The 25198-nt window shown below is 68.3% G+C and carries 24 protein-coding genes and 1 pseudogene; 17 read left to right on the forward strand and 8 right to left on the reverse strand.

Annotated features, from left to right (window positions below; all coding sequences use genetic code 11):
* Positions 1-452: pseudogene (locus tag ABZ896_RS41025) on the forward strand (GTP 3',8-cyclase MoaA); the annotation flags it as partial.
* A gap of 4 nt (positions 453-456) precedes the next feature.
* On the opposite strand, the gene ABZ896_RS41030 reads toward ABZ896_RS41025, so the two are convergent.
* Together ABZ896_RS41030 and ABZ896_RS41035 are read right to left on the reverse strand one after the other, a co-directional pair.
* Positions 457-675: a hypothetical protein gene (locus tag ABZ896_RS41030; protein WP_123759849.1), complete on the reverse strand. Its 219-nt coding sequence runs from the start codon at positions 673-675 to the stop codon at positions 457-459.
* Between the two features lie 195 nt (positions 676-870).
* Positions 871-1299 carry a DUF3099 domain-containing protein gene (locus ABZ896_RS41035; protein ID WP_360940538.1) on the reverse strand — a complete coding sequence of 143 codons (429 nt, stop codon included), beginning with the start codon at positions 1297-1299 and terminating at the stop codon, positions 871-873.
* A 245-nt stretch (positions 1300-1544) separates the two neighbouring features.
* Here ABZ896_RS41035 and ABZ896_RS41040 point away from each other — a divergent pair, with 245 nt between their 5' ends.
* Positions 1545-1823: a GlsB/YeaQ/YmgE family stress response membrane protein gene (locus ABZ896_RS41040; protein ID WP_360940540.1), complete on the forward strand. Its 279-nt coding sequence runs from the start codon at positions 1545-1547 to the stop codon at positions 1821-1823.
* A gap of 47 nt (positions 1824-1870) precedes the next feature.
* Here ABZ896_RS41040 and tyrS read toward each other — a convergent pair whose 3' ends face one another.
* The 3 genes from tyrS to ABZ896_RS41055 form a co-directional block, all read right to left on the reverse strand.
* Positions 1871-3139, reverse strand: a complete 1269-nt coding sequence (gene tyrS, locus ABZ896_RS41045) for a tyrosine--tRNA ligase (protein WP_360940542.1) — start codon at positions 3137-3139, stop codon at positions 1871-1873.
* A gap of 57 nt (positions 3140-3196) precedes the next feature.
* Positions 3197-4591, reverse strand: a complete 1395-nt coding sequence (locus ABZ896_RS41050) for a TldD/PmbA family protein (RefSeq protein WP_360940544.1) — start codon at positions 4589-4591, stop codon at positions 3197-3199.
* A 106-nt stretch (positions 4592-4697) separates the two neighbouring features.
* Positions 4698-6221, reverse strand: coding sequence for a TldD/PmbA family protein (locus tag ABZ896_RS41055; RefSeq protein WP_360940546.1), 1524 nt, complete (start codon positions 6219-6221; stop codon positions 4698-4700).
* A gap of 229 nt (positions 6222-6450) precedes the next feature.
* Here ABZ896_RS41055 and ABZ896_RS41060 point away from each other — a divergent pair, with 229 nt between their 5' ends.
* From ABZ896_RS41060 to ABZ896_RS41070, 3 genes are read left to right on the forward strand one after another with little or no spacing between them, the layout of a single operon-like run.
* Positions 6451-10140: a DEAD/DEAH box helicase family protein gene (locus ABZ896_RS41060; protein WP_360940548.1), complete on the forward strand. Its 3690-nt coding sequence runs from the start codon at positions 6451-6453 to the stop codon at positions 10138-10140.
* Positions 10137-11690 carry a restriction endonuclease subunit S gene (locus ABZ896_RS41065; protein WP_360940550.1) on the forward strand — a complete coding sequence of 518 codons (1554 nt, stop codon included), beginning with the start codon at positions 10137-10139 and terminating at the stop codon, positions 11688-11690. The genes ABZ896_RS41060 and ABZ896_RS41065 overlap by 4 nt, the downstream gene beginning before the upstream one ends.
* A gap of 8 nt (positions 11691-11698) precedes the next feature.
* Complete coding sequence (locus ABZ896_RS41070; RefSeq protein ID WP_360940552.1) at positions 11699-13279, forward strand: N-6 DNA methylase; 1581 nt, start codon at positions 11699-11701, stop codon at positions 13277-13279.
* 65 nt (positions 13280-13344) lie between these two features.
* On the opposite strand, the gene ABZ896_RS41075 is transcribed toward ABZ896_RS41070, so the two are convergent.
* Both ABZ896_RS41075 and ABZ896_RS41080 read right to left on the reverse strand, forming a co-directional pair.
* Positions 13345-13566: a DUF397 domain-containing protein gene (locus ABZ896_RS41075; protein ID WP_360940554.1), complete on the reverse strand. Its 222-nt coding sequence runs from the start codon at positions 13564-13566 to the stop codon at positions 13345-13347.
* Positions 13567-13582: 16 nt separating this feature from the next.
* Positions 13583-14431, reverse strand: a complete 849-nt coding sequence (locus ABZ896_RS41080; RefSeq protein WP_360940556.1) for a helix-turn-helix transcriptional regulator — start codon at positions 14429-14431, stop codon at positions 13583-13585.
* A 154-nt stretch (positions 14432-14585) separates the two neighbouring features.
* On the opposite strand from ABZ896_RS41080, the gene ABZ896_RS41085 reads away from it, so the two are divergent.
* The 8 genes from ABZ896_RS41085 (at position 14586) to ABZ896_RS41120 (ending at position 21905) form a co-directional block, all read left to right on the forward strand.
* Positions 14586-15041, forward strand: a complete 456-nt coding sequence (locus ABZ896_RS41085) for an ATP-binding protein (protein WP_360940558.1) — start codon at positions 14586-14588, stop codon at positions 15039-15041.
* Positions 15042-15211: 170 nt separating this feature from the next.
* Positions 15212-16711: an N-6 DNA methylase gene (locus tag ABZ896_RS41090; protein ID WP_360940560.1), complete on the forward strand. Its 1500-nt coding sequence runs from the start codon at positions 15212-15214 to the stop codon at positions 16709-16711.
* An 85-nt stretch (positions 16712-16796) separates the two neighbouring features.
* Positions 16797-19010, forward strand: a complete 2214-nt coding sequence (locus tag ABZ896_RS41095) for an AIPR family protein (protein ID WP_360940562.1) — start codon at positions 16797-16799, stop codon at positions 19008-19010.
* Positions 19011-19088: 78 nt separating this feature from the next.
* Positions 19089-19373: a type II toxin-antitoxin system Phd/YefM family antitoxin gene (locus ABZ896_RS41100; protein WP_360940564.1), complete on the forward strand. Its 285-nt coding sequence runs from the start codon at positions 19089-19091 to the stop codon at positions 19371-19373.
* A 5-nt stretch (positions 19374-19378) separates the two neighbouring features.
* Positions 19379-19765 (forward strand): PIN domain-containing protein, encoded by a 387-nt coding sequence (locus tag ABZ896_RS41105; RefSeq protein ID WP_360940582.1) that lies wholly within the window; start codon positions 19379-19381, stop codon positions 19763-19765.
* Positions 19766-19923: 158 nt separating this feature from the next.
* Positions 19924-20628: a 3-oxoacyl-[acyl-carrier-protein] reductase gene (fabG, locus tag ABZ896_RS41110; protein WP_360940566.1), complete on the forward strand. Its 705-nt coding sequence runs from the start codon at positions 19924-19926 to the stop codon at positions 20626-20628.
* 5 nt (positions 20629-20633) lie between these two features.
* On the forward strand, positions 20634-21401 hold the full coding sequence (gene fabI / locus ABZ896_RS41115) for an enoyl-ACP reductase FabI (protein WP_360940568.1): 768 nt from the start codon (positions 20634-20636) through the stop codon (positions 21399-21401).
* 153 nt (positions 21402-21554) lie between these two features.
* Positions 21555-21905, forward strand: coding sequence for a hypothetical protein (locus ABZ896_RS41120; protein WP_360940570.1), 351 nt, complete (start codon positions 21555-21557; stop codon positions 21903-21905).
* Here the strand turns inward: ABZ896_RS41120 and ABZ896_RS41125 are convergent.
* A complete protein-coding gene (locus ABZ896_RS41125; RefSeq protein WP_360940572.1) occupies positions 21880-22575 on the reverse strand; it encodes a FadR/GntR family transcriptional regulator in 696 nt (231 codons plus the stop codon). The two genes, ABZ896_RS41120 and ABZ896_RS41125, sit on opposite strands and share 26 nt — an antisense overlap.
* Before the next feature lie 70 nt (positions 22576-22645).
* Between ABZ896_RS41125 and ABZ896_RS41130 the strand changes: the two genes are divergently transcribed.
* From ABZ896_RS41130 to ABZ896_RS41145, 4 genes are all read left to right on the forward strand, one after another.
* Positions 22646-23983 (forward strand): CynX/NimT family MFS transporter, encoded by a 1338-nt coding sequence (locus ABZ896_RS41130; protein ID WP_360940574.1) that lies wholly within the window; start codon positions 22646-22648, stop codon positions 23981-23983.
* Between the two features lie 47 nt (positions 23984-24030).
* Positions 24031-24141 (forward strand): SGM_5486 family transporter-associated protein, encoded by a 111-nt coding sequence (locus ABZ896_RS41135; protein WP_360940576.1) that lies wholly within the window; start codon positions 24031-24033, stop codon positions 24139-24141.
* A 174-nt stretch (positions 24142-24315) separates the two neighbouring features.
* Positions 24316-24522, forward strand: coding sequence for a hypothetical protein (locus ABZ896_RS41140; RefSeq protein ID WP_360940578.1), 207 nt, complete (start codon positions 24316-24318; stop codon positions 24520-24522).
* Between the two features lie 65 nt (positions 24523-24587).
* Positions 24588-25106, forward strand: a complete 519-nt coding sequence (locus ABZ896_RS41145; protein ID WP_360940580.1) for a histidine phosphatase family protein — start codon at positions 24588-24590, stop codon at positions 25104-25106.
* Positions 25107-25198: the final 92 nt, after the last annotated feature.

Genomic DNA, 25198 nt, shown 5'->3' on the forward strand with positions numbered 1-25198 from the left:
AGCACGACTACGAACTGCGCTTCATCGAGCAGATGCCCTTGGACGCCCAGCACGGCTGGAAGCGCGACGGCATGATCACCGCGGGGGACATCCTGACGTCCTTGCGCACCCGCTTCGAGCTGACCGAAGAGGGCTCCGACGAGCGCGGTTCGGCGCCTGCGGAGCGCTGGATCGTGGACGGCGGACCGCACCGCGTCGGGGTGATCGCCTCGGTCACCCGCCCGTTCTGCGCGGCCTGCGACCGCACCCGCCTCACCGCCGACGGCCAGATACGCACCTGCCTGTTCGCCCGCGAGGAGACCGACCTGCGAGCCGCGCTCCGCTCCGACGCACCGGACGAGGAGATCGCCCGCATCTGGCGCGAGGCGATGTGGGGCAAGAAGGCGGGCGCGGGCCTGGACGACCCGACCTTCGTCCAGCCGGACCGACCGATGTCGGCCATCGGAGGCTGAGGTCCTACGCGCCTTCGGGCGCCTGCCAGTCCTCGAACTTGACGACGTCCTTCAGGAATCCCCGCACCCCGAGGAACTGCGACAGATGCTCCCGGTGCTCCTCGCACGCGAGCCACGTCTTGCGCCGCTCCGGCGTGTGGATCTTCGGGTTGTTCCACGCGAGCACCCACACCGCGTCGACGCGGCAGCCCTTCGCGGAGCAGATCGGCGTCTCGTCACTCACAGCTTCGTCTCACCAAACACGCGGAAAAAGGCGACGCCGAGCAGCCACGGGGGGAGCTGCCCGGCGTCGGTCTGTCGCTCCGACGGGGGATGCGGAGCGCTTTCGAAGTATGTCACGGGTAACCCGTCGCCCGGCACTGGAACAACATGATTGATCTGAGCTTTTCTTGAGCTTGGCGCGAAGGGGAGCTTCCGCTCACGACCCCTCCGCGCGGCCCCGGTCCGCTCCCATCCGCTCCTGCGGTTCGCCCCGCACACCCGACGCCGACCCCGCCCCCTCGTCCTCCGGGACGGATTCCGCGAAGCCGCCGTCGGCGCGCGGCGGCGTGATCATCGGCCGCATCGGAGCGGCCACGAACGTGGACGGCAGTGAGGGCGCGTTCTCCCGCCCGGCGTTGGCGATCACGACGGCGATATAGGGCAGTACCGCCCCGAGCACCAGCGCGACGATCGCGACGTGCCGTTCGACGTTCCAGAGCACGGCCGCCAGCACCACGGAGACCGTACGGACCGTCATCGAGATGACGTACCGCCGCTGTCGCCCCCGCACGTCCTCCTGAAGGCCCGTCCGGGCCCCGGTGATCCGGAACACCTGGGCGTTGCCGCCGTCGTGCTGCTTCCGCATCACATTCCACCATCCGCCCGCATCGGACCGTCCCCGCCCCGTCTCCACGCCGTACCCGGTCGAAGGACCGGATCCGGACGGCTTCCACGTTACGCCGCGCCTGCGTCGCCTACGAGACCGGGGCACCTCCGGCCTGGGCGAACGGCCTCGGCCGTACCGCGTACGGCCGTACCCGACATGCGCCGTAGCGCGAACGGGCCGACACTGGCCGTAATGCTCACGTAGAGCCGTACGAGGAGGCAGCCATGGGCTGGTTGTGGGCGATCATCGTGGGATTCGTGCTGGGCCTGATCGCGAAGGCGATCATCCCCGGCAAGCAGCACAGCCCTCTCTGGCTGACCACGATCTTCGGCATGCTCGGCGCGATCGTCGGCAACGCCATCGCACGCTGGGCCGGCGTCGACGCGACCTCCGGCATCGACTGGAGCCGCCACGCCTTCCAGCTGATCGCCGCGGTCATCATCGTCGGCGTCGGCGACATGCTGTACATGGCGACGCTGGGCAAGCGCAAACAGCGGGCATGACGGCGACACCCTGAAGAGGCGCGGGTCTCCCCGCGCCTCTTCGGTGTTCACGCCCCGGTGACCTCGACGGCGGCGAGGTTCTTCTTGCCCCGGCGCAGCACCAGCCACCGCCCGTGCAGCAGGTCCTCCTTCGCGGGTACGGCGTCCTCGGCCGCGACCTTGACGTTGTTCACGTAGGCCCCGCCCTCCTTCACCGTCCGCCGCGCGGCCGACTTGCTCGCCACCAGGCCGACCTCGGCGAACAGGTCGACGACGGGACCCGGCTCGGCAACCTGGACGCGTGGCACCTCGGACAGCGCCGCCGCCAGCGTCTTCTCGTCCAGCTCCGCCAGCTCGCCCTGCCCGAAGAGCGCCTTCGACGCCGCGATCACCGCCGCCGTCTGGTCGGCGCCGTGCACCAGCGTCGTCAGCTCCTCGGCCAGCGCCCGCTGCGCGGCACGGGCCTGCGGACGCTCCTCGGTCTGCTTCTCCAGCTCCTCCAGCTCCTCGCGGGACCGGAAGGACAGGATGCGCATGTAGGTCGAGATGTCCCGGTCGTCGACGTTCAGCCAGAACTGGTAGAACGCGTACGGCGTCGTCATCTCGGCGTCCAGCCAGATGGCACCGCCCTCGGTCTTGCCGAACTTGGTGCCGTCCGCCTTGACCATCAGCGGTGTCGCCAGACAGTGCGCCGACGCCTCGGGCTCCAGCCGGTGGATCAGGTCCAGGCCGGCCGTGAGGTTGCCCCACTGGTCGCTGCCGCCCTGCTGGAGCGTGCAGCCGTACCGCCGGTACAGCTCCAGGAAGTCCATGCCCTGGAGCAGCTGGTAGCTGAACTCCGTGTAGCTGATGCCCTCCTGGGACTCCAGCCGGCGGGCGACCGAGTCCTTGGTGAGCATCTTGTTGACGCGGAAGTGCTTGCCGATGTCCCGCAGGAACTCGATGGCCGACATCCCGGCCGTCCAGTCCAGGTTGTTCACCATCACCGCGGCGTTCTCGCCCTCGAAGGACAGGAACGGCTCGATCTGCGAGCGCAGCCGGGTCACCCAGTTCGCGACCGTCTCGGGGTCGTTGAGCGTGCGCTCCGCCGTGGGGCGCGGGTCACCGATCTGGCCGGTGGCCCCGCCCACCAGGGCGAGCGGGCGCAGGCCCGCCTGCTGGAGCCGGCGCATGGTGAGCACCTGCACCAGGTGGCCGACGTGGAGAGAGGCCGCGGTCGGGTCGAAGCCGCAATAGAACGTGACGGGACCGTCCGCGAGCGCCTTGCGCAAAGCGTCTTCGTCGGTGGACAGGGCCCACAGGCCACGCCACTTCAGCTCGTCGACGATGTCCGTCACGGTTCTCTTGTCTCCTCGAAAGGTCCTCGGGCGGTCGTATGACAGCCGCTTACGAGGTTATACGCCCTGACTGACAGAGCTCATATTGAAATCCGGGATCCGCAGTGCCGGCATCGCGGCCCTGGTGAACCAGTCGCTCCACTCCCTGGGCAGCGTCTTCTCGGTGCGCCCGGCCTCGGTGGCCCGGCCCAGCAGGTCCACCGGCGACTCGTTGAACCGGAAGTTGTTGACCTCGCCGGTCACCTCGCCGTTCTCCACGAGGTAGACGCCGTCCCGGGTCAGGCCGGTCAGCAGCAGGGTGGCCGGGTCGACCTCGCGGATGTACCAGAGGCAGGTCAGCAGCAGCCCGCGCCCGGTGTTCGCGACCATATCCTCCAGCGAGCGGTCCTCGCCGCCGTCCATGATCAGGTTGCCGATCGCGGGGGCGACGGGCAGCCCGGTCAGGCCCGCGCTGTGCCGGGTCGTCGTCAGGTGCGCCAGCTCGCCCCGGTGGATCCACTCGGTCGACCCGACCGGCAGCCCGTTGTCGAACACCGACTGATCACCCCCGGAGGAGTGCGCGACCACGAAGGGCGCCGTCTCCAGGCCCGGTTCGTTCGGGTCGCTGCGCAGCGACAGCGGCAGGTCGGTCAGCCGCTCGCCCAGCCGGGTGCCGCCGCCGGGCTTGGAGAACACCGTCCGCCCCTCGGCCGCGTCCCGGCCCGACGCCGACCACAACTGGTAGATCAGCAGGTCCGCGACCGCGGTCGGCGGCAGCAGCGTCTCGTACCGCCCGGCGGGCAGCTCGACGCGCCGCTCGGCCCATCCCAGGCGTACGGCGAGCTCGGCGTCCAGCGCCGCCGGGTCGACGTCCTTGAAGTCCCGGGTGGAGCGCCCGGCCCACGCCGAGCGGGTGCGGTCGGGCGACTTGGCGTTCAGCTCCAGCGTCCCGTTGGGCTGGTCGTACCGCAGTCGCAGCCCGGTGGACGTGCCGAGGTAGGTCGAGACGAGCTCGTGGTTGGCGAAGCCGTACAGCTCGCGACCGCCCGCACGCGCGCGTGCGAAGGACTCGCCGAGCGCGGGCGCGAAGTCGGCGAAGACGGCGGAGGAGGTCTCGGAGGGCGCGTCGGTGAAGTCCGGCGACTGCGGTACGCCGGTGACCAGCGGCTGGGCGTCCTCGGCTGCCCCGGCACCGCGCGCGGCGGTCTCCGCGGCCCGGACCAGCGACTCCAGCTCGTCGGCGGTCACCGCGGAACGCGAGACGACCCCGGAGGCGGTGCCCTCCTTGCCGTCGACGGTCGCGACGACCGTGAGCGTGCGCCCGCGCGTGACGCCGTTCGTGGTGAGCGCGTTGCCCGCCCAGCGCAGGTTGGCGCTCGAGTGCTCGTCGGCGATCACGACACAGCCGTCGGCGGTGGACAGCTCCAGCGCCCGCTCGACGATCTCGTGCGGCTTGTTGGTGCGGGCGCTCATCGACCGGCCTCCTGCGTGGTGTTCAGACTGTGCTTTCCCGGGGGCTGGGACATCAACGGCTGCCGCCGCGGGCCCCCGGACCCCCAGCCGGTCCCGATGCTGACGTTCATCGACCAGCCTCCTGGGTCGTGTTGAGGATATTGACTCCCTTGAAGAGGGCCGACGGGCAGCCGTGCGAGACCGCCGCGACCTGGCCCGGCTGGGCCTTGCCGCAGTTGAAGGCGCCGCCCAGGACGTAGGTCTGCGGGCCGCCGACGGCCGCCATGGAGCCCCAGAAGTCGGTCGTCGTCGCCTGGTAGGCGACGTCCCGCAGCTGCCCGGTGATCCGCCCGTTCTCGATCCTGAAGAACCGCTGGCCGGTGAACTGGAAGTTGTAGCGCTGCATGTCGATCGACCAGGAGCGGTCGCCGACGACGTAGATCCCGCGGTCCACGCTGCCGATCAGATCCTCCGTGGACATCCCGGCCGGGTCCGGCCGGAGCGAGACGTTCGCCATGCGCTGCACCGGGACATGCCCGGGGGAGTCCGCGAACGCGCACCCATTGGAGCGCCCCAGGCCGGTCAGCTTCGCGATGCGCCGGTCCAGCTGGTAGCCGACGAGCGTGCCGTCCTTCACCAGGTCCCAGGACTGTCCCTCGACGCCCTCGTCGTCATAGCCGACGGTCGCGAGGCCGTGCTCGGCGGTGCGGTCGCCGGTGACGTTCATCAGCTCGGAGCCGTACCTCAGCTTGCCGAGCTGGTCGAAGGTGGCGAAGGAGGTGCCGGCGTACGCGGCCTCGTAGCCGAGCGCGCGGTCCAGCTCGGTGGCGTGGCCGATGGACTCGTGGATGGTCAGCCACAGGTTCGACGGGTCGACGACCAGGTCGTAGATGCCCGACTGGACGCTGGGCGCCCGCATCTTCTCGGCGAGCAGCTCGGGGATCTGCTCCAGCTCCGACTCCCAGTCCCAGCCGGTGCCCGTGAGGTACTCCCAGCCGCGGCCGACCGGCGGCGCGATGGTCCGCATGGAGTCGAACTCGCCGCTGGACTCGTCGACCGACACGGCGGTCAGCTGCGGGTGCAGCCGGACCCGCTGCTGTGTGGTGACCGTCCCCGCGGTGTCGGCGTAGAACTTGTTCTCGTGGACGGTGAGCAGCGAGGCGTCCACGTGGTTGACGCCGTCCGCCGCCAGCAGCCGCGCGCTCCAGTCGGCGAGCAGCGCCGCCTTCTCCTCGTCGGGCACGGAGAACGGATCGATCTCGTACGACGAGATCCAGGTGCGGTCGGTGTGCACCGGCTCGTCGGCCAGCTCGACGCGCTCGTCGGACCCGGCGGCCCGGATCACCTGCGCGGACAGCTTCGCCATGGCGACCGCCTGCGAGGCAACCTTGGCGGCGGCGTCCAGGCTCAGGTCCACGCCCGACGCGAAGCCCCAGGTGCCGCCGTGCACCACCCGCACCGCGTACCCGAGGTCGGTGGTGTCGGAGGAACCGGCCGGCTTGGCGTCCCTGAGCCGCCAGGAGGCACTGCGCACCCGCTCGAACCGGAAGTCCGCGTGCTCGGCACCCAGTGCACGCGCGCGTGCCAGCGCGGCGTCGGCCAAGGCCCGCAGCGGCAGCGCTAGGAACGACTGGTCGATGTTATGGGCCATGGGCGGCCTCCCCTTCGGTCAGGGCACGATGCACGGTGCGAGTGAGTGAACCATGACGTGCGGCGGCAGGACGCGGCGACCGGATTGCGGGTCATCGGCGCCTCGGGCGAAGGCGGCACTGATACCCGAAGAACCCGCGCAAACCGCAGGTGGCCGGTTAGGCTCGACGGGCGATCACACCCCACGTGCAGCGTCGGCCCCTGCACCTCCGGAGAGGCGGTACCACCCCATGAGCAGCGCAGGCGGAGCGTCCCGGACACCGGACCCGCGACTTGTACGCCTGGCTGGCCAGTCCCGCAACTTCGGGTTTCTGCTGCCGCATCTGCCGTTGCTCGTGGCCTACGGATCGTCGGCGGAGAGCCACGTCTTCACCGATCCGAACACCTCGCTAATCAAGTCCCGTCAGTTCGCCGAAGCACTCGCCGAAGACCTGGTGAGCCGGGGCCGCGTCCGCGTGGAGGGCGGTACACAGTTCGACCGGCTGCGCGCCCTGGACCGCGAGGGCTACCTGCACGGAGATGTGGGCACTGCCTTTCATGAGGTACGCACACTCGGCAACGAAGCGAATCACTCAGGTCTGGACAGCGCCGACGACGCATTCCGCGCTCTGCGTACCTGCTTCCGCCTCGGCGTCTGGTACCACCGCTTGCTCACTGGTTCGCGTGAGCAACTGACCTTCGTACCTCCCAGCCCGGACCGGACTCCCGCTGCCGATAACGAGCGACTACTCCTGGATGTCGAGCAGGCCCGCAAGGAACTCGAAGAGGCCCGCCTCAGCTACCGCGACCAGGCATCCCAGGCCGAGGCCGAGCAGGCCGCCCGAGCCGCCGCCGAACGCGAGCTGGCCCGGGCGCGCGCCGAGCGCGAGGACATGGCCCGCGCGGTCGCGGCCATGCAGGACCAGCTCGCCCAGTTCCAGTCCGCCGCCGAGGCCGAGCAGGCAGGGCGCAGCCGCGCTGACGCGACCGACCGCGCCGCCGCCTCGGCAGCGGTCGCCGAGCGTGCCCGCCTCCTCGACAACGCCGAGCAGGCTTCCCGTGAACCGCTCACCGAGGTGCAGGTCCGGAAGCGTCTCGACGAGATGCTCGCCGCTGCGGGCTGGGACGTGCAGAACGCCGGCGCGGACCAGAACCTCCATGCCCAGGGCGACTGGCGCGGCAATGGTGTCGCCGTCCGCGAGGTCACCACAGCCAAGGGACGGGCCGACTACGCCCTCTACGTCGACCGCAAGCTCGTCGGTGTCATCGAGGCCAAGCGCGAAGGCGCCGACCTGTCTGCCGCCGAAGGGCAGGCCGACCGCTACGCTGATCACCTCACCAGCGCACAGGAGCGCCTGAACGCCTGGCGTACCCCGCTCCCGTTCCGCTACGTCAGCGACGGAGGCGAGACCCGTTTCCGCTCCACCCTCGACCCGGACTCCCGGACTCGCCGCATCTTCTCCTTCCACCAGCCGCGCACCCTGGCCCGCTGGATGCGGCAGGCCGACGAGGACATGCAGGCGCCCAGCTATCGTGCCCGTCTGCGCGACCGCATGCCCGAGCTGGACGAACGGCCGTTGCGCCCGGCGCAGATCAAGGCGGTACGTGGCGTCGAGGACTCGGTGGCATACGGCAAGGGCCAGCAGGGCATGGGCCAGTCCCGCTCCCTCGTACAGATGGCGACCGGCGCGGGCAAGACGTTCACGGCGGTGACGTTCTCGTACCGGATGATCAAGCATGCACGCGCGGAGCGCGTCCTGTTCCTGGTCGACCGCAACAACCTCGGGGCGCAGGCTTTCGCGGAGTTCGAGAACTTCAAGACCCCCGACACTGACCGTAAGTTCGCGGACCTCTACAACGTCCAGCGGCTCGGCGCGGAGGGGATGCTCCCCTCCTCCAAGGTCGTCATCTCCACCGTCCAGCGCCTCTACATGGAACTGACGGGCGTGAGCCTGCCGAACGCGGACCGGGACGCCGACGGGGAGGACGTCTCGTACGACGTCGACGTGCCCGGCGGTATCGAGGTCGGCTACAACGCGACCATCCCGCCCGAGGCCTTCGACCTGATCATCGTCGACGAGTGCCACCGCTCCATCTACGGCAAATGGCGCTCGGTCCTGGAGTACTTCGACGCTCCGATCGTCGGCCTCACCGCCACCCCCGTGGCCCAGACCTTCGGCTACTTCAACGGCAACCTGGTCAGCGAGTACTCGTACCAGGAGGCGGTCGCCGACCGCGTCAACGTCGACTTCTCCGTCTACGAGATCGAGACGCGGATAACGGCTGAGGGCGGCGTCATCGCGCGAGGTACCATCCCCGTCCGCGACCGTCGCACACGCCGTCAGCGCTACGAGGACATCGCCGAGGACATCGAGTACGGCGCGAAGCAGGTCGGCGTCGGCGTCATCAGCAAGGACCAGTTGCGTACGGTCGTCCAGACCTTCCACGACCGCCTATTCACGGAGATCTTCCCGGAGCGTGCGAAGCACGACAAGGCGACAGGCGCGCTGCGGTGGGACGAGATGTACGTCCCGAAGACGCTGGTCTTCGCCAAGAACGACAACCACGCAGAGGAGATCGTCGAGGTCATCCGCGATGTCTTCGGCAAGGGAAACGACTTCTGCGCGAAGATCACGAGCGCGGCGAGCAACGCGGCCGAGCGACTGGCCAACTTCCGCAACCTCCCCCAGATGCGGATCGCGGTGACCGTCGACATGATCGCGACGGGTACGGACGTCAAGCCGCTGGAATGCCTGCTGTTCCTGCGCGATGTGAAGAGCTGGGCCTACTTCGAGCAGATGAAGGGCCGTGGCGCACGCACCCTGACGCTGACGGAGTTCGAGAAGGTGACCCCGGGGGTCGGCCCCAAGACCCGCTTCGTGATCGTCGACGCGGTCGGCGTGACGAAGAAGCCGAAGATCGACGCGGCACCGCTGGAACGCCACACGGACAAACAGATCAGCCTGGAGAAGCTACTGCGCAAGACAGCGGCCAACACCATTGAAGAGGAAGAGGTCTCCACCCTCGCCGCGCGCCTCGCCAAGCTCGACATTCAGATGACGGGCGAGGAGCGCGCGGAAGTGGCACGCCTGAGCGGTGGCCGGGAGCTGAAGGACATCGTCCAGAAGATGGTCAAGGCTGTCTCGGCGGACGAACAGCTGGACGCACGAGAGGCCGCCGAGCGCGCGGGCCGCAACCCTGAGCGGGCGGTACGCGACCTCATCGAAGAGGCGATCAAGCCTCTGGCCGCTCAACCGGCGCTGCGCTCCCGCCTGTTGGAGATGCGCCGGGCGAAGGACATCCTCTACGACGAGAACGGCGTGGACGAGCTGCTGCGCGCGGGTGGGGTCGTCGACGACAAAGAAGCGGCGACGGAGACGGTCCGCAGCTGGCGCCAGTACATCGACGACAACCGGGACAAGATCGCGGCGATGTCCCTGGCCTTCAGCGCGGGCTCCGATGTCCGGCCGGGCGACGCGATGCGCCAGCTGAAGGACGTGGCCCGCAGCATCGCCCGGCCGCCGCGTGCGTGGACCCCGGACCGGCTGTGGAGGTCTTACGAGCAGCTCGGCGAGGCGACGCTGGACGAGGTCCGCCGCCGGCACACGGCCGCCGACCTGCTGTCCCTGCTCCGCTACGAACTCGCTGGCGGTGCCGAAAGGGGCGCCCCGGCCCCACGCCCGTACGCGGAGCTCGTGGAGGAGCGTTACGCGGCGTGGATCGCCCGTCAGGAACAGATGGGCACCCGTTTCACTGAACGTCAGCGCTGGTGGCTCGACCGTATCGCTGTGGCGACCGCCGGGAGTGTACGCTTCGACACCGCTGACCTCGATTACGATCCTTTCGCGAAGCGAAACGGAACTGATGGATTCCTCGCCGAATTCGGTGAGACGCGGGCAGAACAAATCATTGAGGAACTGGACAGGGAGCTGAGCGCGTGACGGCCGAGTGGGGTGCGGGGCCGGGGGGTTCGGCGGACTTGTCGGGGAACGGGCTGCCGGAGGGGTGGGCGCGGGTCAGTATCGGTGAACTGTGTGAGGTAAACCCCCGCGGATTTGACGAAGAGCCCGATGACGATGACCTGATTTCTCAAGTTCCCATGGCCGCTGTCGAAGCTGAGACAGGGCGTATGGATGCCTCCGCGCAGGTGCGGTACGGCGACCTCAAGAAGAAGTCGCTGACTCGGTTCCAGGAGAATGACGTACTCTTCGCCAAGATCACTCCTTGCATGGAGAACGGGAAGATTGTGGTCGCGCGAGGGCTGACGGGTGGACGGGCGCTGGGGAGCACCGAATTTCACGTGTTGCGCAGCCGTGGAGCGGTCCTGCCCGAGTACGTGATGCATTACCTGTTGCAACGAAACGTGCGCCGTGTGGCAGAGCAGCACATGTCAGGTGCTGTGGGTCAGCGTCGGGTCCCGCGACCGTACTTGGCGGACCTTGAGATCCTCGTCCCGCCCCTTGCCGAACAGCACCGCATCGTCGCCAAGCTGGACGAACAGCTGGCGCACATCGAGGCGGGCGAGGCGGCTGTTGAGGCTGCTTCTGCTAAACAGCAGCCACTCGTGGACAGCATGCTCGACAGGTGTGTCCTTGGCTTGAAATACGAGTCAGGGGAGGAATCCCTGGAGGAGATTCGAACGCAGTCCAGCAGGAAGATTGATTACACGTCTCTACGTGCCCTTCCTGCAGGGTGGTCATGGCGTGTAGCGCGGGACGTGTGCTCTTCGATCGTATCTGGTTCGACACCGCAGGCTTCGCTTATGCATGCGGATGTGGGTGATGTTCCTTTCCTTAAGGTCTACAATATTTCGAAGCGTGGATTTGTAGATTTTACGGTGCGTCCAACTTTTATTGATCGTGATACGCATGAACAAGGGCTCAAGCGTTCCAGGGTGCTGCCGGGTGACGTGCTCACGAATATCGTAGGACCCCCTTTGGGGAAGACAGCCGTGGTTCCGGCGAATCACCCTGAGTGGAATATGAATCAGGCTATTGTGGCTTTTCGTGCGGGGTCGGAAATCTCGCCGGAATGGCTGCGATTTGTGCTTCAATCTCCGTACGTCATTGGTCTTCTGGTGGGAACGGCTCGCGCGACTGCTGGGCAGTTCAATATTGCCCTTTCGACGTGCAGGGAGCTTCCCATCCCGGTTCCCCCGAGGAGCGCTCAGGACGAACTGTGCAAGGAACTTGGTGCAGCCATCGAGGAGCTTTCCAGACTTGAGGAAAGCGTTCGCGGCTTGAGTGGGGAGGCGGTTGAACTGCGCCGCGCCCTCCTCCACGCTGCCTTCACCGGCACCCTCGTCCCCCAGGACCCCACCGACGAGCCCGCTTCCGCGCTGCTCGACCGGATCCGCGCCCAGCGGGCAGCCGCTGAAGCCAAGCCGACCGCCCGGCGCAAGCGCACCCTCCGTAAGACAACCCAGGCCGCCGCCCCCACCACCTCCGGCCGACCGGTTCCCTCCGGCACCCAGGAAGCACTTCCCCTGTGAGCACCACTATGAGCGACAGCACCGAGAAGTCGACCCCCGCGGACGCCCCCGACACCGCCGCCGCGACACCCCCCACTCCCCGCACACCGGCACCCGCGTCGGCCTCGACCTCCACCCTGGTCAACCGCCTCTGGTCGTACTGCGAACTGCTGCGCCACTCCGGCGTCTCGACCCTCGACTACGTCGAGCAGCTCACGTACCTCCTGTTCCTCAAGATGGCCGACGAGCGCGCCAACCGCTCGCACGTCTTCCGGCGCAACCTTCCTGAGGAGCCCCTCGTCCCCGAGGGGCGTGACTGGGCGAGCCTGATGACCCGGTCCGCCGAAGCGCTGCTCGATCACTACGAGTTCATCCTCAAGGATCTCGGCCAGCGCGGCGGAACGATGCTCGGTGAGGTCTTCCTCAAGGCTCAGAACAAGATCCATGAACCGGCTGTCCTGGAACGCCTCATCAAGGATCTGATCGACCCCTACACCTGGACCACCGAGAACCAGGACCTCAAGGGCGACGCATACGAGGGCCTTCTCCAGCGCGGCGCCGAGGACCGTAAGACGGGCGCCGGGCAGTACTTCACGCCGCGCCCGCTCATCGACGCCATGGTCGATTGCGTCCAGCCGAAGCCCGGCGAGTGGATCACCGACCCGGCCTGCGGTACCGGCGGCTTCCTCATCGCTGCGCATGCCCACCTCGTTCAGAACTACGAGGACGAGCTCTATGGCGACAAGGGCCGTGCCCTCCAGACCGGCGCGATCACCGGCTACGAACTCGTCCGCGAGACCGGCCGCCTCGCCCTGATGAACATGCTGCTGCATGGCATCGGCCGCTCAGAGGCCAAGCCACTCATCACCATCCAGGACTCCCTGGCCCGGTCCCCGATCAAGCACTACGACATCGTGCTGGCCAACCCGCCCTTCGGCGTCGGCTCAGTGACAGGCGAGTCCTACACCGCCCGTACCGACTTCTGGGCGCCGACCACCAACAAGCAGCTCAACTTCGTCCAGCACATCTACAACCTGCTGAAGACCAACGGCCGGGGTGCCCTCGTCCTGCCCGACAACGTCCTCTTCGAAGGCGGCGCCGGCGAGACGATCCGCAAGAACCTGCTCAACCTCTGCGACGTCCACACCCTCTTGCGCCTGCCCACCGGCATCTTCTATGCCAACGGCGTCAAGGCCAACGTCCTCTTCTTCGACAAGACCGGCCAGCGCTCCGGCGGCCGCCCCGGCACCCGTCAGCTCTGGGTCTACGACTTCCGCACGGACCAGCGCTTCACGCTCAAGCAGCGGCAGTTGAGGCGCGAGCACCTCGACGACTTCGTCGCCGCCTACCACTCGGGCGGCAAGGACTTCACCGCTCGTAAGCCGAGCGACCGCTTCCGCGCCTACGGCTACGACGAGCTGATCGCCCGCGACAAGGTCAACCTCGACCTCACGGTCCTGAAGTCCGCATCCGGTGCCACCACTGAGTACGCCTCGCCCGATGTGATCGCACAAGAGATCGTCGACGAACTCGAAGTCGCGCTGGCCCAGTTCACGGCCGTGGCCCGCGCCCTGAAGAAGGACGCGCCGCAGTCGGGCGACGACGAGTAGGGGTTTACAGCGGGCCGGTGGTTCATTGGAACCTCCGGCCCGCTGCTGTTCCTACGCCTGTGAACTCACAGTTCGCCGGCCAGCACGCCCGCCCGGAATGCGGCCCACTCGGACGCGGTGAACCGTAGCGGCTCCCGCTCCGGGTTCTTCGAGTTGCGCACGGCCCGCGCGCCGCGCGGCAGTTCGGCGACCTCGACGCAGCCGTTCTCGCCTGCGCTTGCGGATGCCGTGCGCCATTTCGCGGCAGAGAGATCCTCTGCGTACAGCTCTGCCTTTGGGTCCGTCACGTGCGGCTTTCCTCTTCTATCCGTGCGATGAGTGCCGTCGAGTCGTCCACGGGGAGTGCGGCCGCGACGATGCGCTCGAAGGCGTCGGCGAAGACCTGCACTTCGTCGACGCCCTCAACGTAAGTCGCACCGATGAGTTTTCCAAGAGAACGACATCCGGCATCGGCCCAGGAAAGCCGACCAGGTTGAAACCGCCAGCGCCTCCAGGGTGCGGTGTCGCGGCCAACGGCATGACCTGCAAAGTGACGTTGGGTAGCTCCGCGGCATCCAGCAGCCGACGCAACTGGTTGCGCATCGTGTCAGGACGTACGGCGAAGCGTTGATACAGGACCGCCTCGTGGATCACTGCCCAGAACTTCAAGGGTGCCTTCGGACGGGTGAGCATCGCATGCCGTGCCATACGAACTTCGGCTAGGGCCGCTGTCTCTTCCGGAGTGCGCGTGGTGGCGTTGGCCGCGGCAGTCTCACATGCGTAGCCAGCAGACTGAAGGAGCCCTGGAACGAGCAGCGGACTCCAGATACGAATGCTTTCCGCGTCTGACTCCAGGGAGATGTAGTCGGCGTACGCCGGGGCTACGACTCCGCTGTAGGTCTGCCACCACCCCTGCTTCCGGGCGTCCTTGGCCAGCCCTTCCAGCGCGCTCACGATCTCTGGATCTGTCACGCCGTACACGGCAAGCAGCGGTGCCACTTCGGCTGGGCGAATGTGTCCGTTGGCCGTCTCAATCCGCGACAACTTCGGCCCCAGCCAGCCCAGTTCCGCGGAGGCCGCGTCGAGGCTCATCCCGGTCGCGTTGCGATACCGGCGCAGGGCCTCGCCAAGTCGGCGGCGTCGAACGGTGGGTACGGGGCGCACATTTGGCATGGGTCGAGCTTGTATCACACGATCTGAACGTCCAGGGGAACGGAAATTCGATCTATCAACTCTGGTGACAAACTTGCAATCGATCATGAATGGGCAGGACCGCCAATTCAAGTGCAACCGAACCGAGTTGAAGCGCCACGTGTAAGGAGTCCCCATGCCCCACTCCCTCGGGTGGTACCACACCCCCACTTCCACCGGCTTCGTCCTGCACCTCTCCGCCACCCCCGACCACCTCCGCGCCACCCGCACCCTCATCGGCAAGGCCCTCGCCGAGGCCGGTGTCGGCGAAGACCTCACGCACTCGGCGCAATTGCTGATGTCCGAGCTGTGCGGCAACACCATCCGGGCCTGCGGTGACTTCGTGCCGCTCGTCGCCGAGGTGGAGGTGGAGCCGCGCCTCTGGCGCGACACCGGCGCGGATTGGGCCGTTTGGGTCCGGCTGCACGACCCGTACCGGAGTGCGCTCCCCGTCCACGGTGGCGTACCACTCGGCGATCCAGAAGCCGAATCGGGGCGTGGGCTCCCTCTCGTGGACCTGCTCGCCCCGGGTTGGCGAATCGCTGCCACGCCGGTCGGCAAGCAGGTGTGCTGCCGGATCGCGGGGGAGTAGGGCACCCTCCAAGTACCTGCTCACCGCAGCGAACAAATGCGCTGCGTCCTACGATGGGAGGGAGCTGATCGTTCGCGGCGCCCTCCGTCGTTCTGACGTGGTGTCATCGCATGCTGCTGCCGTCGACGTGTCCGCTCGGACAGGGACGTACGACAACGGGTGGGGCTCACGTGGCGACAGAGCGGGACGAGATAGCGGCGAGAGGGCCGGAGCGAGGGTGGGAGGCGCGGCGCATTCTCCAGCGCTGGCAGCGGTTCTACCAGACCAAGACCAGCGCCAAGGCGCTGACGAAGCTGGAGTTCGCCGAGCACGTCGCCTACCTGCTTTTTCTCAAGCTCGACCACGAGCGCGCCCGTCCCACCGGGGCTCTCGCGCGTCCCGCCGTCGCGCCGCAGGGGGCGTGGCTGCGGCTTGTCGACGCCAGCGGTGACGCCCTCCATGAGGCGCTCGGCGAGCTGATGGCCGATCTCGGCGATGCGCGACCGAAGGACCCGCGGCGCGCGACCGCGAGTGTCCTATTCCAGGACGCGCGGCCTTGGAACGTGGACAGGATGGCGGAACTCGGACGCCTGATTACTGAGGAGTTCGACCCGTACCGTTGGTCCGACGTGCCGAGGGACGAACTGGGCACCGCTTTTTCGGAGTTGATCGCCGACTGTCGCGACGACCTGCGCTCGAAGCGGGACACCGGCCAGTTCCTCACCCCGCCCCCGCTGCTCGCCGTCGTGGCGAGAGCCCTGGCTCTCACGCCTGGTGACAGGGTCGTCGACGCGGCCGTTGGCATCGGTACCAGCCTCATCGCCGCGCACCGTGAGATGGCGGCGGGTGGCGGACGCGTCGACGCCTCGGCCATCGCGGGCGCGGACATCGACGTACAGATGTGCCGCCTTGCCACGATGAACGTGCTACTCAACACGGGCCGGCCGTTCTACGACGCGCCGCCGGTGCTCCGTGCCGACTCCCTCAAGGCACGCGAGCACGTCGTGCGACGCCATGAGCGGGACGTGCCCGCGACCGTCGCCATCTGCAATCCGCCGTTCAGAAGCGACGTCGCCGCCGACACCGAGCACCGCGACGACTTCTGGGCGCCAAACGCGCTTCTCCCGGCCAACTTCCTTCAGCACCTGGCCATCACGCTGCCTCAGGGCGCCAGGGCCGCCGTCTTCGTCCCCGACGGTGTGCTGTTCCAGAGCGGCGCGGCGGAAACGATCCGTCGCGCGCTGTTGATGAACTGCGACGTGCACACCCTGCTGCGGCTGCCGACCGGCATGTTCTACGACACCAACTCCAAGTCGAACATCCTTTTCTTCACGAAATCCACCCCGCGGCCGTCCGGGGAGCCTGCGACGCGTGAGGTGGGAGTGTTCGACCTTCGGGACCGTCACTACACGGACACCGTGAACCCCCTGGCGGAAGCCGACTTCGAGGAGTTCCTCACCACTTACCGGATACGCGCCGCCGGGCAGCCGCTGGAGAGCGAGCCATCGTGCTTCAGGCGCTACGACGCGAGCGAGATACTCCGCACCTCTCACGCCAGCCTCTCTCTGAACGGCCGTGCCGCGACAGCCCTCGACGATTACGGCGACCCTCGTGCCATCGCGAAGTCCATCGTGCAGCACCTCGGTGACGCGCAGCGCAGCTTTCGAGCTGTCATGGACTCGTTCGACTGACACCACCAAGTCACCCGCCCTGCGCATGCGTACGACCGGCCCTGCGCCCACCCCCGTACACCCAGCACGAGCGAACAGGAACATTGTGGCCGAGACGTCCCACCGCCAGATCGCCCTTTCCCAGAATGAGAAGGACACCGCCCTGCGACAGGTGCGCAACGTTCTGGACGAGACGTACAGCGACCTCATCGACATGAGCGACTTCGGTAATAGGAGGGCCGAAGACCTCCAGACCGCGCGTCGCTCCCGCTCTCTCGCCGCCCACGGCGTTCGCATGGTCACCGGTTGGAGCGCGGCTCAGGCCGCCCAGTGCGTCATCGACGGCGGTCAGGACCAGGGTATCGACGCCATCGCGGTGGTCCCGGAGGCGGCTCGCATCTACCTGATCCAGGCCAAGTGGAGCGAGAAGGGGAAGGCGTATGCGAGCGAGCGTGAGGTCCGTGATCTCTTCGTCGGTCTCTCCCTCATCGACAGCGGCCAGGCGGCCCAGTTCAATCAGCGGGGAAGGGTCCTGGCCGAGCAGGCCAAGGAGCTGCTGGACGCCAAGGACGTGGTCGCCGAGATCGTCGTCGTCTTCGTCCAGATGAGCACCGATGCCCCATCTCCCGGGGTGTTTCAGGCCGTTGCCAATGGCAAGGCGGAGTTCAACCACCAAGGCGACGTGGTCGGTGAACGCTTCGTCTTCGCGCAGGAGATCCATGAGACGGTCCGCAGCTTCACCCGGCGTGACCCCGTAAACCTGGACGTCTCGCTGTTCCCGTGGTTCGAGTTCGGATCCGCGGCGACCACCTACACCTCGTACGTCGGAGTTCTCCGCGCCGAACAGATCGCGACCTGGGCGCGGCACGAGACCCGGCTCTTCGAGTTGAACCTGCGCAACCCGCTGGGCGTTACCCGTATCAACACCGAACTCGTCAGCACCTTGACCGAGGAGCCGTCGAACTTCTGGTACTACAACAATGGCATCACCATCCTGTGCGAGAGGGTGGAAACCGGTGTCGGCTCGCAAAAGATCCCCTGGAAGTACCCGCTGCGGCTGACGGCCTTCGGAGCCAGTGTCGTCAACGGAGCGCAGACGGTGCGGGCCATCATCGAGGCCGTCTCACATGGTGACGAGGAGAGCCTCGCCGAACTCGCCGAGGTCAACGTGCGCTTCATCGTTACCGGCAAGGACCGGGACTTCGCCCAGCACACGACGAAGGCCACCAACCGGCAGAACGACATCCAGCCCCGCGACTACATCGCCCTGGAAAGCGTCCAGAGTGAACTAGCCCAAGAGTTCCGGACCGAACTCGGCCTCGTCTACAGCGTCCGCCGTGGCGAACTCGCCCCACGCGATGACGAGGGCTGCTCCAACACCGAAGCTGCCACCGCCCTCGCCTGTGCGCACAACGACAGCCGTTTCGCGGCTCGCCTAGTCGCGGCCGGTTCCACAGACGTACTGTGGGAGCGGGGTGCCGGTGGGGTCTACGACACCCTGTTCCGCACCGTGCCCGGCGTGTACGAGACCTGGAACGCCGTCCTCGTGCTCCGGGCCGTACGCGCTGCTCTGAGCGCACGTCGAGAGCGCTACGGTCGGCGTACCGCCGGGGTGATCGAGACCGGCACTTTCCTCATCGCGCACTTGGTGCTGAAGCAGCTGCTTGCCGAGGACCCCGGCATCGGTGAACCCGACGAGGCCCTGACTTGGGCGAAGAACGCCTGCGAGGCGGTGCCGTCTCTGGTGGACCGGACCGTCCCCTTGCTCGTCCGGTGCATGGACGACGGTTTCGGCCCGCGCTCTGATCTCAAGCACCTGTGCGCCGATGCCAACACCGAGCAGCGCGCCGCACTCGTCGCCGCGGTCCTCGCGGAACTCGGTAGCCGGGACCCCGCCGCTGTCGAGGAAATCGCGGAACAGTACCTGCGACAGATCAAGAAGCCCCGTAGAAAGCGCCGCCCCAACGCTGTGCATGTGCTCGTCGACCAGCAGGTCCTGCCTGAGGGCAGTCCTCTCCGGCTCAACATCTACATCCCCGTGGAGCAGGAAGCGCTCGCTGAGTGGCTCGCCGGGAACGAACGGCGTTCCCGCGCCACCTGGACCAACAACCGCACCAGGCCCATCGTCTGGGCAGCGGACGGCAACGCCTACTCGCCGTCGGGCCTCATCGCACGTATGTGGGAGCTCGCCGAGTGGGAGGAACGCCCCGTGTCCAATCAGGGCACGGAAAGGTGGGTCACCGAAGACGGAGAGACTCTCGCCTATCGCGCTTGGAGGCTCCTGGACGGGTTGGAGGGCGAGGGCGAGACTGATGCGTAGAGCATCCCCGAAGTGTGACCTCGGCGGCCCAGGTGTAGGTACAGTGGAGGCTATGTAGGCACAATTAAAGGGGTTGCCATGAGCGCCATCTCCGTTCGCGAGTTCTCACACAACCCCAGCGCCGTCTTCGCCCGCGTGGAGAAGGGGGAGACCGTCGAGGTCACCCGACACGGCAACGTCATCGCCATACTGACCCCGGCGCAAAGCCCCCTGCAGCGGTATGCGCACCTGGTGGCGGAGGGCCGGATCAGGCTGCCCGACCACACGGCGGCAGACCGCCACGGCATGCCGCGCTACGACGTGCCCGACGACGTCGATCCGCTCGCCACCCTCCTCGCGGAACGCGAGGAGGACTACCGGTGATCTACATGGACTCCTCGGCACTGGTCACATGGATGTCGCGGCGCAACTACTGGACCGCGTTGGACGCCTTTCTCGGCGACAGGGGAAGCCGTCCCATGGCCACGAGTACTCTGGGCTTCATCGAGACGACCCGCACACTCGACCTCATGGGCACGTTCCCCGACGCCATGACCGAGCTGGAGCGCAGAGTCGGCGAGATTCTGCTGACCCCGGAGGTGCGTCGGGCGGCGGCCGCGCTGACCGGCCGCCTGCGCACGATGGACGCCGTCCATGTAGCCAGCGCACTCACTCTGGCGGAGAGCCTCACGGCGCTGGTGACCTACGACAAGCGCATGCTGGAGACCGCGCTCGCGGCAGGTCTGCCCGCCCATGCCCCCGGAATGACGACCTGACCCGGCACCGACTGTAGAAACCCGACAGCGAGCCCCCCGAGCCACTGTCGATGCCCCGATGTCCCGGGCTGCGACCGGCCCGATAGGTTTTCGGTGAAGCCGCCTGTCATCGAGGTGTTCGGGCGGATGTGTCAGATCCCTATCGAAAGGGTGATCCGTTGAGCCGCTCGGTTCTCGTCACCGGAGGCAACCGGGGCATCGGCCTCGCCATCGCCCGCGCGTTCGCCGACGCCGGCGACAAGGTCGCCATCACGTACCGCTCGGGCGAGCCGCCGGCGGGCTTCCTGGCGGTGAAGTGCGACATCACCGACACCGAGCAGGTGGAGCAGGCCTACAAGGAGATCGAGGCCGAGCACGGCCCGGTCGAGGTCCTGATCGCCAACGCCGGCATCACCAAGGACCAGCTCCTGATTCGCATGTCCGAGGAGGACTTCACCTCGGTCGTCGACACCAACCTCACCGGCACCTTCCGCGTGGTCAAGCGCGCCAACCGCGGCATGCTGCGCGCCAAGAAGGGCCGTGTCGTCCTGATCTCCTCGGTCGTCGGCCTCTACGGCGGCCCCGGCCAGGCCAACTACGCCGCCTCCAAGGCCGCCCTGGTCGGCTTCGCGCGCTCCCTCGCCCGTGAGCTGGGCTCGCGCAACATCACCTTCAACGTCGTCGCGCCCGGCTTCGTCGACACCGACATGACCAAGGTGCTCACCGACGAGCAGCGCGAGGGCATCGTGAAGCAGGTGCCGCTCGGCCGCTACGCGCAGCCCGAGGAGGTCGCCGCGACGGTGCGGTTCCTCGCCTCCGACGACGCCTCGTACATCACTGGAGCCGTCATCCCCGTTGACGGCGGACTGGGAATGGGTCACTGATCACCATGAGCGGAATCCTCGAGGGCAAGCGCGTCCTGATCACCGGTGTGCTGATGGAGTCCTCCATCGCCTTCCACGCCGCCAAGCTGGCCCAGGAGCAGGGCGCCGAGATCATCCTGACCGCCTTCCCGCGGCCCACGCTGACCGAGCGCATCGCCAAGAAGCTCCCCAAGCCCACCAAGGTCATCGAGCTCGACGTCACCAACGACGAGCACATGGGCCGCCTGGCCGACATCGTCGGCGAGGAGCTCGGCGGCCTGGACGGCGTCGTGCACTCCATCGGCTTCGCGCCCCAGGACGCGCTCGGCGGCAACTTCCTGAACACCCCGTTCGAGTCCGTGGCCACCGCCATGCACGTCTCGGCGTACTCCCTGAAGTCGCTCACCATGGCCTGTCTGCCGCTGATGCAGAACGGCGGCTCGGTCGTCGGCCTCACCTTCGACGCGCAGTACGCCTGGCCGCAGTACGACTGGATGGGCCCGGCCAAGGCCGCCCTGGAGGCCACCAGCCGCTACGTCGCGCGCGACCTGGGCAAGCAGAACATCCGCTGCAACCTCATCTCCGCGGGCCCGCTCGCCTCCATGGCCGCCAAGTCCATCCCGGGCTTCGCCGACCTCGCCTCCGTGTGGGACAACCGCTCCCCGCTGGAGTGGGACCTCAAGGACCCGGAGCCGGCCGGCAAGGGCATCGTCGCCCTGCTGAGCGACTGGTTCCCGAAGACCACGGGCGAGATCATCCACGTGGACGGCGGTCTGCACGCCATCGGAGCCTGATCTCCGGTACGTCCTCGACGCCCCGTTCCCCCAGGGAGCGGGGCGTCCCCCGTTCGGCCTACCCGGCCGGGCGCGGGCGGCCCACAACTGCGCACTCTGGATTACGCGTTCACCACGCGCTTCCCTCCCCAGCACGGCCGAGGAGGTCCCCTTGTGCGCCTGTCCCGCAGCCTGGCCTCAGTGACCGCAGCCGTCTGCCTCGTGCTGTCCCTGCCGTACGACGCGATGCCGCACGCACGCGTGGCGGCGCACTCCGCCGCTCCGGAGCTGTTCGGCGCCTCCTGCCGGAGCAGGGTCACCGGCTCCCGGGTGACCGCCTACTGCCACAACCCCTATCCGCGCACCGACGGCGTCCGTCTGCACATCGAGTGCGAGCGCTGGTGGGACCTCGACAGCGACGGCGCCGAGGTCGGGGCCGGGCCCGCGCAGACCGTGCGGCTGACCGGCCGGTGCTGGAAGGAGATCCGCGCGGTGTGGATCAGCCACCGGAAGCTGGCGCTGTGAACCGTCCGGGACGGCACAGGAACGGATAGCCGGCCGCCTCCCGCGCGGCGGCCGCGGAGTCGCCCGCGCGGATCGCGTCGACGAGCCCGGTGTGGTCCATGTACGTCTCCGGCGTCAGCTCGTCGCCGACGTCCCCGCGCAGCCAGTCCCGCAGCACCTCGCCGAGGTCCGCGTACATCTCGGTCATCACGTCGTTGTGGGAGGCCGCCACCACCGCCAGGTGGAAGGTGGCGTCCGCCGTGACGAAGGCCTCCTTGTCACCCGTCTCCCAGGCCTCGTCGCGCCGCACCAGGAGCGCGTCGAGCTGCTTGAGGTCCTTCTCGGTGCGCCGCTCGGCGGCCAGCCGGGCCGCGGACGACTCCAGGGTGGAGCGCAGCTCGGCGACGTGCCGCGGGTCCGCGTCGGCGAACCGGCGGTGCATCACGCCGGCCAGCTCGCTGGTCGCCACGACGTACGTCCCCGAGCCCTGGCGGATGTCCAGCAGGCCGTTGTGCGCGAGCGCCCGCACGGCCTCGCGGACGGTGTTCCGGGCGACTCCGAGCTGCTCGACGAGCTCCGGCTCGGTCGGGATCCGGGCACCGACCGGCCACTCGCCCGAGGTGATCTGGTTGCGCAGCGCGGCGATGACCTGCTCGGACAGGGCCGAGCGGCGGGGATGGCTCAGGGGCATGGCACACCTTCGCACGGGCGGGGCGGCAGAGCGCGCCGCAGGGGTGGACAACCAATCATCCCATGATTCTATGATGGGTGTCATGGCACGCGAGGAAACCCGGACGGTGAAGTCCACGACGGCACGCAGCTCCGCGACCGCACCCGAGGAGGGAACGGCGGTGCCCGCCCCGCGCGCGTGGGCGGTACGACTGGTCGTCGTCGGCATCGTGCTCTCCGCCCTCAACCTCCGGCCCGCGATCACCAGCTTCGGTGCCCTGCTCGAAGAGGTCCGCGACGGACTCGGCATGAGCGGCACCCTCGCCGGACTGCTCACCTCGGTGCCCCCGCTCTGCTTCGCCGTCTTCGGCGTCATGGCGCCCCGTCTGGCCCGCCGCTTCGGCCCGGGCGCGGTGGTGTGCGCGGGGATGGTCGCCATCACCGCGGGCCTGCTCATACGGCCGTACACGGGCTCCACGGCGGGCTTCCTGGCGGCCAGCGCGCTCGCCCTCATGGGCATCGCCGTCAGCAACGTCCTGATGCCGGTCATCGTCAAGCGCTGGTTCCCGGACCGGGTCGGCTCCATGACCGGCCTCTACTCGATGGCCCTCGCGCTCGGCACCTCGGCAGCGGCGGCCGTCACCGTCCCGGTCACGGACCTGCTGGGCGGCAGCTGGCAGTCGGGGCTCGCGGTGTGGGCGGGCCTGGCCGCGGCCTCCGTGCTGCCGTGGATCCCGCTCGTGCGGGACAAGGAGACGGCGTCGAAGCCGGTTCGCAGCGCGCACGCGCGTGTGAAGGGCGCCGGTCCCGTTCAGCGCGTCCACGCGCGCGTGGAGCAGCCCCCGCTGCGGATCACCCGGAGCCGGATCGCCTGGGCGCTCGCCGTGTTCTTCGGGCTCCAGGCCACCGCCGCGTACATCACCATGGGCTGGATGGCGCAGATCTTCCGGGACGCGGGCGTGCCCGCGAGCACCGCCGGACTGCTGCTGGCCGTGACGATGGTGATGGGCGTCCCGCTGGCCTTCGTCATCCCGCGGGTGGCCACCCGGCTGCCGCACCAGGGCCCGATCGTGCTCGCCCTCGGCGTCTGCGGCCTCGCCGGATACGCGGGCCTCTACCTCGCGCCCGCCGGCGGCGCCTGGGCCTGGGCCGTCCTGCTCGGCGTCTCCAACTGCGCCTTTCCGCTGGCGCTCACCATGGTCGGCATGCGGGCCAGGACCGGCGCGGGCGTCGCCCAGCTGTCCGCGTTCGCGCAGAGCACCGGCTATCTGATCTCCATCCCCGGACCGCTGCTGGTCGGGGTGCTCTACCAGCACAGCGGCGGCTGGGGCCTGCCCATCGCGCTCATGATCGGCCTGATGATCCCGCAGATGGCGGTCGGCGTGCTGGCGGGCCGGGACCGCACGGTGGAGGACGAGGCGGCCCGCTGAGGCACCCTGGGGGCCTCGGTAAGAGACCGGGGTGCGAGACTGGCCGCATGCTCGACCCGAACCCCCAGAACGGCCAGAAGAAGATGCTGCTGGTCTTCGGCTCCTTCTTCGCCATCTTCATCGTCATCGCGATCATCGCCACGATCGCCTCACCGTGACCCCACCCGCGTCCGCCCCCTGAGGGTGGGGTTAACCCCCCGTCCCCTAGGGGGCGGGTGTCAGGGTCAACTGGGTGGATCACCGGATGGGTTGAGGGCTCCTCCTTCCGTACCTTCGAAACGTGACCGCGACGGCCGCGGACCACGGACCACTCGAAGACAGCGGAGGCATTCATGTCGGCCCCTACGCACACCCCGCCCCTCCCGGCGTCCCGGGGCGGCGTCGACATCCGGCTGCCCTGGTGGGCCCTCGTCCTGCCGACGCTCGCCTTCGTCGCGCTGCTGGCGATCGTCCTCAACCCCACCGACGCGCACGCCGCCTCCGGCGACCCCTTGGTCACCCAGTTCCTGGAGCGGGTCCAGCAGCTCATACGGCGCTGAGCACCGGCGAAGCCGCCCGTCAACTCCCTGCGCCCCATGGCCTGTTTCATGCGAAGCTGGATCCCATGAGCGTCGCAGAACCCCGCAGGATTGTCCTTTTCCGGCATGCGAAAGCCGACTGGCCCCAGGTGACCGATCATGAGCGGCCGCTCGCCGACCGGGGCCGAAAAGACGCGGCCGAGGCCGGACGGCGGCTGGCCGACTCCGGCATCCCCGTCGACCTGGCCCTCTGCTCCACCGCGGCCCGGACCCGTGAGACCTGGAAGCTCGCCGTGCAGGAGTTCCCGCACCGGCCGAAAACCGTCTACGAGGAGCGGGTCTACGAGGCCTCTCCCGGCGAGCTGATCGCCGTGCTCAACGAAACCCCGGACGACGCCCAGAACGTCGTCCTGATCGGCCACAACCCCGGTGTGCAGGGCCTCGCCGACATCCTGGCGGGCTCCGCCGAGGGCGACGCCCGCGCGCGGATGAGCAGCCGCGGCTTCCCGGCCGCCGCCTTCGCGGTCCTGTCGTTCAGCGGCCCCTGGAAGACCCTGGAGCCCGGCGTGGCCACCCTGCTCGACTACTGGGCGCCGGCCGACTGACGACCCGACCCCGCGAGACGCGACACCCGCACCGATCAGCGACGCCCCTCGCGGCCGGCCCGATCCGCCCGGACATGCCCTAACGGGACTCC

It is taken from the genome of Streptomyces sp. NPDC047072 (genome assembly GCF_040643855.1).
Taxonomy (GTDB): domain Bacteria; phylum Actinomycetota; class Actinomycetes; order Streptomycetales; family Streptomycetaceae; genus Streptomyces.